Source organism: Streptomyces sp., assembly GCF_050698815.1.
Lineage (GTDB): Bacteria > Actinomycetota > Actinomycetes > Streptomycetales > Streptomycetaceae > Streptomyces.
Genome location: NZ_JBOHCV010000113.1, coordinates 1 through 7,052, shown reverse-complemented (window position 1 = coordinate 7,052; position 7,052 = coordinate 1). Strand labels below are relative to the sequence as shown.

The following is a 7,052-nucleotide window of genomic DNA, read 5'->3' as shown; positions in this document are numbered from 1 at the left end:
TCTCCACGCTGCGCGCCTCGGCCAAGCGGGCCGACGCGGCGGCGAGCGCGACCGAGGCCGCCGCGGCCGTGGGCCGGTTCGGAGTCGGCTTCGCCGCCGTGCTCGCCGTCAGCGACGAGCCCGCTGTCATCGGCCGTACGGGCGGCGTGCGGTGGTCGCTCGCCGAGGCCCGCGATCTGGTGCTGGAGGCGGCGCACGACGCCGCCGGACTGGGCGAGGAGCTGCGCCGCCGGGACGGCCACGCCCCGTTGCTGCGGCTGCCGTTGCCCGCGGAGGGCATGGCGCCGGAGGGGTACGAGACCGCCGTGGTGCTGCCGCTGCGGGACACCGCGGCGCAGGAACTCGCCGAACGGCTGCTCGCCGCCGTCGACGACGCGCTGCTGCTGACGCTGCCGGGTCTGGCCGAGGTCGTGGTGGAGACCCCCGAGGGGGTCCGGACGCTGACCCGGCACGCCGAGGGCCCGTACGTCGAGATCCGGCGCGAGGAGACCGTCGCGGGGACCGCCGCCAGCGGAGTACGGCGCTGGCGCGTCGCGCACGACAGCGGCATCGCCGACGACGCGCTGCTCGCCGACCGGCCCGTCGAGGAACGGCTGCGGCCCGCCTGGTCGGTGACCTGGGCGGTGCCCGTCACGGACGGCGAGGACGGCGGCGGTCCCCTGCGCCCGGACACGGCGCCCTACGTGCACGCGCCGACGCCCACAGACGAACCGCTGGGCCTGCCCGCTCTGCTGATCGCGAGCTTCCCGATGGAGCCGACGCGACGGCACGTCGCGCCGGGCCCGCTGACGAGCTTCCTGCTGGACCGTGCCGCCGACACCTATGTGGCGCTGCTGCGCGACTGGCGGCCGGTACGGGCGGACCTGGTCGATCTGGTGCCCGGGCCGCTGGGGAAGAGCGAACTGGACGGCGAGCTGCGCCAGTTGCTGCTGGCCCGGCTCCCGCGGGTGCCGTTTCTCGCCGGCGCCGCGACGGACGAGGAGGGCGAGCCGGTCGTGCTCCGCCCCCGGGAGGCGGAGATCGCCGAGGGGGCGGGGGCCGGCACCGTCGCGGTGCTGGCGGAGCTGTTCCCGAGCCTGCTGCCCGCCGGGCTGGAGCGGCGTACGGAGCTGCGCGCGCTGGACGTCGCGCGGGTGCCGCTCGGCGAGGTGATCGACCGGCTCGGGGGAGTGGAGCGGGCGCCGGAGTGGTGGCGGCGGCTCTACGACTCGCTCGCCGGCGTCGACCCGGACCGGCTCACCGGACTTCCGGTGCCGCTGGCCGACTCCCGTACCGCCATCGGCCCCCGGCAGGTGTTGCTGCCGTTGCCGGACTCGTCCCTGGACCCGGACAGGGCACGGCAGCTGGCGCGGCTGGGGCTGAAGGTCGCACACGCCGATGCCGTCCATCCGCTGCTGGAGAAGCTCGGCGCGACGGGTGCGACTCCGCGCGCGGTGCTGACCACGCCGCAGGTACGGGCGGCCGTCGCGGCGTCGCTGGACGCCGAGGAGCCGTGGGACGGCGGGCTCGGCGGACCGGGCGCCGGGGGCGAAGGCGCCCCGGACGCCGAGGAGTTGGCCGACGTGGTGCTGGGCCTGGTGCGGGACGCGGGGCTGGCGCCAGGAGACGAGCCCTGGCTCGGAGCGCTGGCGCTCCCCGACGAGGACGGCGAACTCGCCCCCGCCGGTGAACTCGTCTACCCCGGCAGCCCCTTCGAGCGCGTCATCCGTACGGGTGAGCTCGCGGCCTGCGACGCCGAGTTGGCCGACCGGTGGGGCGAGCAGCCGCTGGCGGCGGTCGGGGTGCAGGCGGGCTTCGCGCTCGTACGGGCGACGGACGTGGTCCTCGACCCCGACGAACTGGAGCCGCGCGAGAGCGACTTCGCCGAGCCCGACGACGTGGGACTGCTGGACGCGGTCGACGTGTGGTGCGAGGACCTGCTCGACCAGCTCCCGGACGGCGGCCCGGCGCTGCCGCCCGTCGCGGCGGAGCTGGTGGCGGTGCGCGACCTGGACCTGGTCGACGACGAATGCTGGCCGCAGGCGCTGGCGATGCTGGCCGAGCCGCCGCTGCGGGACGCGCTGACCGCTTCGGTCAGGGTGCTGCTGCCGGACGGCGTGACGGAGACGGTGCGCCCCTACACCGCCTGGTGGCTGCGCGGCCACCCCGTGCTGGACGGGCGCCGCCCGGCGGGGCTGCGCGCGGCCGGCGGCGACCCGCTGCTGAACGGCCTCTACGAGGAGGCCGACGCCTCAGGCCTCGGCGACGAGCAGGTGCTGCGGGCGCTGGGCATGCGCACCTCGGCGGCCGCCCTGCTGGCGGAACCGGGCGGCGCGGCGGAGCTGCTGGCGCGGCTCGCCGACCCCGAGCTGGTGGTGGGCCACGCCCAACTGCACGGTCTGTACAGCTTGCTGTCCGAGCTGGACCCCGACGAGGTGACGCTGCCGCAGGAGCTGCGGGTGGTGCGGGCCGACACCGGTGAGGTGCACGTCGTGCCGGCCGGTGAAGCGACGGCCGCGGACGCGCCCGACCTGATCGCGGTGGCGGGCAACCGCGCGCTGGTGCCCGTACGTCCCGTGCGGGCGGCCGAGCTGGCGACCGTGCTGGAGGTGCGGCGGCTCAGTGAGGTCGTGGCCGGCAAGATCGACGCGGCGGCGTCCGGGGCGGGTACGGAGCGGGAGGTGCCGGACGCGGTCCGCGTGCTGCTCCCGGACGCGCCCCGCACGTACCGCGAATACGACGAGCTGGTGGTCGACGGCACCGACGTGGACTGGCGCCGCACGCCGGACGGCGTCCTGCACGCGGCGACGCTGGAGGGCGTGGCGGCCGGGCTGGCCTGGGCCGCCGGCCACTGGGGGCGCCGCTTCGAGGTGGCGGCGCTGCTGGAGGACCCGGAGCGGGTGGCGGAACTCGAGCGGGCCCGCTGGTTCGACTGACGGCCGCCGCCTGAGCCGGCGGGTGCGCCACCGATGAGTTCGGGGCCGCCGGCCGGTCACCTCTGTATGACTTCACTCACACTCACCACTTTCGTCTCCCTCGACGGCGTCATGCAGGCCCCCGGCGGCCCCGGCGAGGACTCCCGGGGCGGCTTCGAGCAGGGCGGCTGGCTGGTTCCGTACGCCGACGAGGACATGGGCGCCTTCATGGCCAAGGTCTTCGACGAAGCCGACGCCTTTCTGCTCGGGCGGTTCACGTACGAGATCTTCGCCGGCCACTGGCCGCGCGTCACGGACCCCGACGACCCCATCGCGAGCCGGCTCAACACGCTGCCCAAGTACGTGGCCTCCACCACCCTGAAGTCGGCGGACTGGCACAACTCGACCGTGCTCGGCGACGACGTGGTGGCCGAGGTCACCGCGCTCAAGCAGCGGCCGGGCCGGGAGCTGCAGATCCACGGGAGCGGCAGGCTGGCCCAGTCCCTCATGGCGCACGACCTGATCGACGAGTACCGGCTGCTGACCTATCCGGTCGTCCTGGGCACCGGGCAGCGGCTGTTCGCGGACGGCGCGGTGCCCACGGCGATGAAGCTCACGAGCAGCAAGACGACCGGCGCCGGAGTCGCCATCCACACCTACACACCGGCGGGGCGGCCGACCTACGGTTCGTTCCTGCTGGAGTAGGCCGGGCCACGGCCCTGGCGCCGGTCGCCGCCGTTGACGTAGCGCCAGGCCAGTTCCAGGGCCACCCCCGCGCCCGCCGCCCACACCACCGCCCACCAGGGCATGGCCGTGCCGACCAGCCGCAGTCCGAAGAAGTGCTGCAGCCACGGCGTCACCAGTACGGCCACGAAGCTGAGACCCATCGTCAGCACCAGCCCGATCCGCCACCAGGTGTAGGGCCGGGCGACGATCGCGAGCACCCACATCCCGATCAGGAACAGCGTCAGCGTCGCCACGCTCGTCTCGGCCCGCAGCGAACCCGGCCCGGAGTAGTGGTGCCGGGCGAGCAGATAGACGGCGAAGGTGGCGGCCCCGCCGATGAGCCCGGCGGGTACGGCGTACCGCATGACCCGGCGCACGAAGTGCGGCTGGGCGCGCTCGTGGTTCGGCGCCAGGGCGAGGAAGAAGGCGGGGATGCCGATGGTGAGGGAGGCGAGCAGTGTCAGATGACGGGGAAGGAAGGGGTAGGGCACCTGCCAGCAGATGACCAGCACCGCCAGCAGCACCGAATAGACGGTCTTGGTCAGGAAGAGGTGGGCGACGCGCTCGATGTTGCCGATGACGCGCCGGCCTTCGGCGACGACCGAGGGGAGGGTGGCGAAGCTGTTGTCGAGCAGCACGATCTGGGCGACGGCCCGGGTCGCCTCCGAACCGGTGCCCATGGCGACGCCGATGTCGGCGTTCTTCAGGGCCAGTACGTCGTTGACGCCGTCGCCGGTCATGGCGACGTGGTGTCCGTGCGACTGCAGCGCGTCGACCATGCGCTGCTTCTCCCGCGGCGAGACCCGCCCGAAGACCGTGCCGTCGGTCAGGGCGCGTGCCCGCTCCTCCGGATCGTCCGGCAGCCCGCGGGTGTCCACCGGGGTCTGGGCGCCGGGCAGAGCCAGCTTGGCCGCGACGGCACCGACCGAGATCGGGTTGTCGCCGGAGAGGACCTTCGCGGAGACGTCCTGGTCGGCGAAGTAGCGCAGCGTCTCGGCGGCGTCCGGCCGCAGCCGCTGCTCCAGTACGACCAGGGCGGCGGGCGTGGCGCCGGCCGCGGCGTCCGGCGCGTCCGGTTCCCGTTCCGTGCCTGCCAGCAGCAGGACGCGCAGGCCCTCCCGGCTGAGCCGGTCGACCTGCGTGAGCGTGGGATGGCCGGCGGGCAGCAGGGTGTCGGGGGCGCCCAGCAGCCACGTACCGCGGGTGCCGTCCGGTTCGACGAAGGCGGCGCCGCTGTACTTGCGTGCGGAGGAGAAGGGCAGCGACCGCACCGTCTGCCATGAGGAGTCGTGGCGGCCGGCGTAGGCGTCGACGATGGCCCGCATGCTGGGGTTGGGCCGCGGATCGACGGACCCGAGCGCGGCGAGCACCCGTTCGATGCGGTCGCGGCGTTCGGCGTACGCGCTGCCCGCGGGCTCGCCGCCGTCCTGGAGGACCCTCACCTCCGCGACGTCCATCCCGCCCTCGGTCAGCGTCCCCGTCTTGTCCAGGCAGACGACGTCGACCCGGGCCAGCCCCTCGATCGCGGGCAGTTCCTGAACCAGGCACCGCCTGCGGCCGAGCCGTACGACGCCGATGGCGAAGGCGATGGAGGTCAGCAGCACCAGTCCCTCGGGCACCATCGGGGCGATGCCGCCCACCATGCGGCGGATGGCGGTCTCGACGTCGTTGCGGCCGATGACGAACTGGCTGACCACGAGACCGGCCCCGGTCGGGACGATCACCCAAGTGATGTACTTGAGCAGCGTGTTGATGCCGCTGCGCAGTTCGGAGTGTACGAGCGTGAACCGGGACGCCTCCTCGGCGAGCTGTGCCGCGTAGGCGGCCCGGCCGACCCGGGTCGCGGTGAAGGCGCCGACGCCCGCGACGACGAAGCTGCCGGACATGATCCGGTCACCGGGGTGCTTGATCACGGGATCGGCTTCGCCCGTCAGCAGCGACTCGTCGATCTCCAGACTGTCCGACTCGGTGATCTCCCCGTCCACCACGCACTTGTCGCCCGGCCTCAGCTCGATGAGGTCGCCGAGCACGATCCGGTGGGTGGGCAGGCCGACGGCTCTCCCGTCCCGCCGGACGGTCGGCCGGGCCGCGCCGATGACGGCGAGGTTGTCGAGGGTCCTCTTGGCGCGCAGCTCCTGGACGATCCCGATGAGGGTGTTGGCGAGGATGACGAAGCCGAACAGGGTGTCCTGCACGGGGCCGACGACCAGGATGATCACGAACAGGACGCCGATGATGGCGTTGAAGCGGGTGAAGACGTTCGAGCGGACGATCTCGGTGGCGGAGCGGCTGCTGCGGGTGGGGACGTCGTTGACCTCACCGCGCGCGATCCGCGCGTCGACCTCCGCGGTACTCAGCCCGCCCGACGCGGCGGCGCGCTGCTCCGCGGCTCCCCGGTCCGTCATGACGTCGACGTTACGGGCTTGATGCCGGTATTCACCCGCCTTGCACCGGTTGGTCCAGCGCGGCGCGCAGCGCGCGGCTCAGCGACTCCGGCAGCGGCTTGCCCTGGGTGCTCTCCACCAGCGCGGCGGCGACCTTGTGCAGCTTGGTGTTGGTGTGCTGGGACACGGCGACCAGCACGCTCCAGGCGGTCGGCGGCGGGCACCGGTACCTGGCCATCAGGACGCCGTGCGCCTGATCGATCACCGGCCGCGTCTCCATGGCCCTGCGCAGCTGCTCCAGCTCGGACTGCGGACTCTCCGCGTCGCCCATGCTTGCCCCAATTCCCGTCAGGGTTCCGGTGATACGCCGCTCAGCCGGCGGGCTGTGATGGGCATATGCCCGACGAAGTGATCATACGCAGAAACGCACCACGCGCACCGGCGGCTCGGACAGGGCCTAGTCGGCGGGCGGCTCGGCGGCGCGCTGCGCGGCGCGGCGCAGTGAGCGGTCACGGGCCCGTACGTACCAGTAGCCGAGAACTCCGAGGCCCGCTCCGGCGGCGCAGGTCCAGATGAACCAGTCGTGGCCGTGGTCCACGTACCAGCCGTAGAAGGGGAGCTGGGCGAGGAAGAGGACGAACCAGACCGCCGTACCGACGAAGACGGTGCCCATGATGGGGCCCTCGAGCGGTTCGGGGGCCTCGCGCTCGCCGTTGGTCCACTTGTCCATGAGGCCCATCGCGCAGCTCGCTCCCTCTCGCCCGCACCACGTCGGTCGGACCCAGCCTAGTCAGCGCCGTACGAGCCCCCCGCATGGCCCTCTCCCGGCGCTCTACGCGCGGAGATAGCGATCACCGACACCGTTTGCTCACCTGATCCTGATCATGGCCACGAACGTGGCCGCGATCGAGTGGAGCGACGTCGGCGTGCTGGCGTTCATCCTGCTGAAGGCGGCGACCGGGCGGATCCGTGAGGTGCCGTGGCTGCTGAACGTCGTCGGGTTCTGCTTCCTCGTCTACTTCCTGCTCGACCCGATCGAGCAGGCGCT

At 73.3% G+C, this 7,052-nt stretch carries 5 protein-coding genes and 1 pseudogene; 3 read left to right on the top strand and 3 right to left on the bottom strand.

What is annotated here, in order from left to right; translation table 11 throughout:
- Both ACRDP3_RS04415 and ACRDP3_RS04410 read left to right on the top strand, forming a co-directional pair.
- Positions 1-2,915, top strand: a 2,915-nt coding sequence (locus ACRDP3_RS04415) for a sacsin N-terminal ATP-binding-like domain-containing protein (protein ID WP_431515478.1), incomplete at its 5' end; no start/stop codon positions are given.
- A 66-nt stretch (positions 2,916-2,981) separates the two neighbouring features.
- Positions 2,982-3,599, top strand: coding sequence for a dihydrofolate reductase family protein (locus ACRDP3_RS04410; protein ID WP_431515477.1), 618 nt, complete (start codon positions 2,982-2,984; stop codon positions 3,597-3,599).
- Here the strand turns inward: ACRDP3_RS04410 and ACRDP3_RS04405 are convergent.
- The 3 genes from ACRDP3_RS04405 to ACRDP3_RS04395 all read right to left on the bottom strand — a co-directional run bounded on the left by ACRDP3_RS04405 (position 3,575) and on the right by ACRDP3_RS04395 (position 6,734).
- Positions 3,575-6,025 carry a cation-translocating P-type ATPase gene (locus ACRDP3_RS04405; protein WP_431515476.1) on the bottom strand — a complete coding sequence of 817 codons (2,451 nt, stop codon included), beginning with the start codon at positions 6,023-6,025 and terminating at the stop codon, positions 3,575-3,577. The genes ACRDP3_RS04410 and ACRDP3_RS04405 overlap by 25 nt on opposite strands.
- A gap of 31 nt (positions 6,026-6,056) precedes the next feature.
- Positions 6,057-6,335 (bottom strand): ANTAR domain-containing protein, encoded by a 279-nt coding sequence (locus tag ACRDP3_RS04400; protein WP_431515475.1) that lies wholly within the window; start codon positions 6,333-6,335, stop codon positions 6,057-6,059.
- Positions 6,336-6,461: 126 nt separating this feature from the next.
- On the bottom strand, positions 6,462-6,734 hold the full coding sequence (locus ACRDP3_RS04395) for a DUF2530 domain-containing protein (RefSeq protein ID WP_431515479.1): 273 nt from the start codon (positions 6,732-6,734) through the stop codon (positions 6,462-6,464).
- 148 nt (positions 6,735-6,882) lie between these two features.
- On the opposite strand from ACRDP3_RS04395, the pseudogene ACRDP3_RS04390 reads away from it, so the two are divergent.
- A pseudogene (locus tag ACRDP3_RS04390) lies at positions 6,883-7,052 on the top strand (NCS2 family permease); the annotation flags it as partial.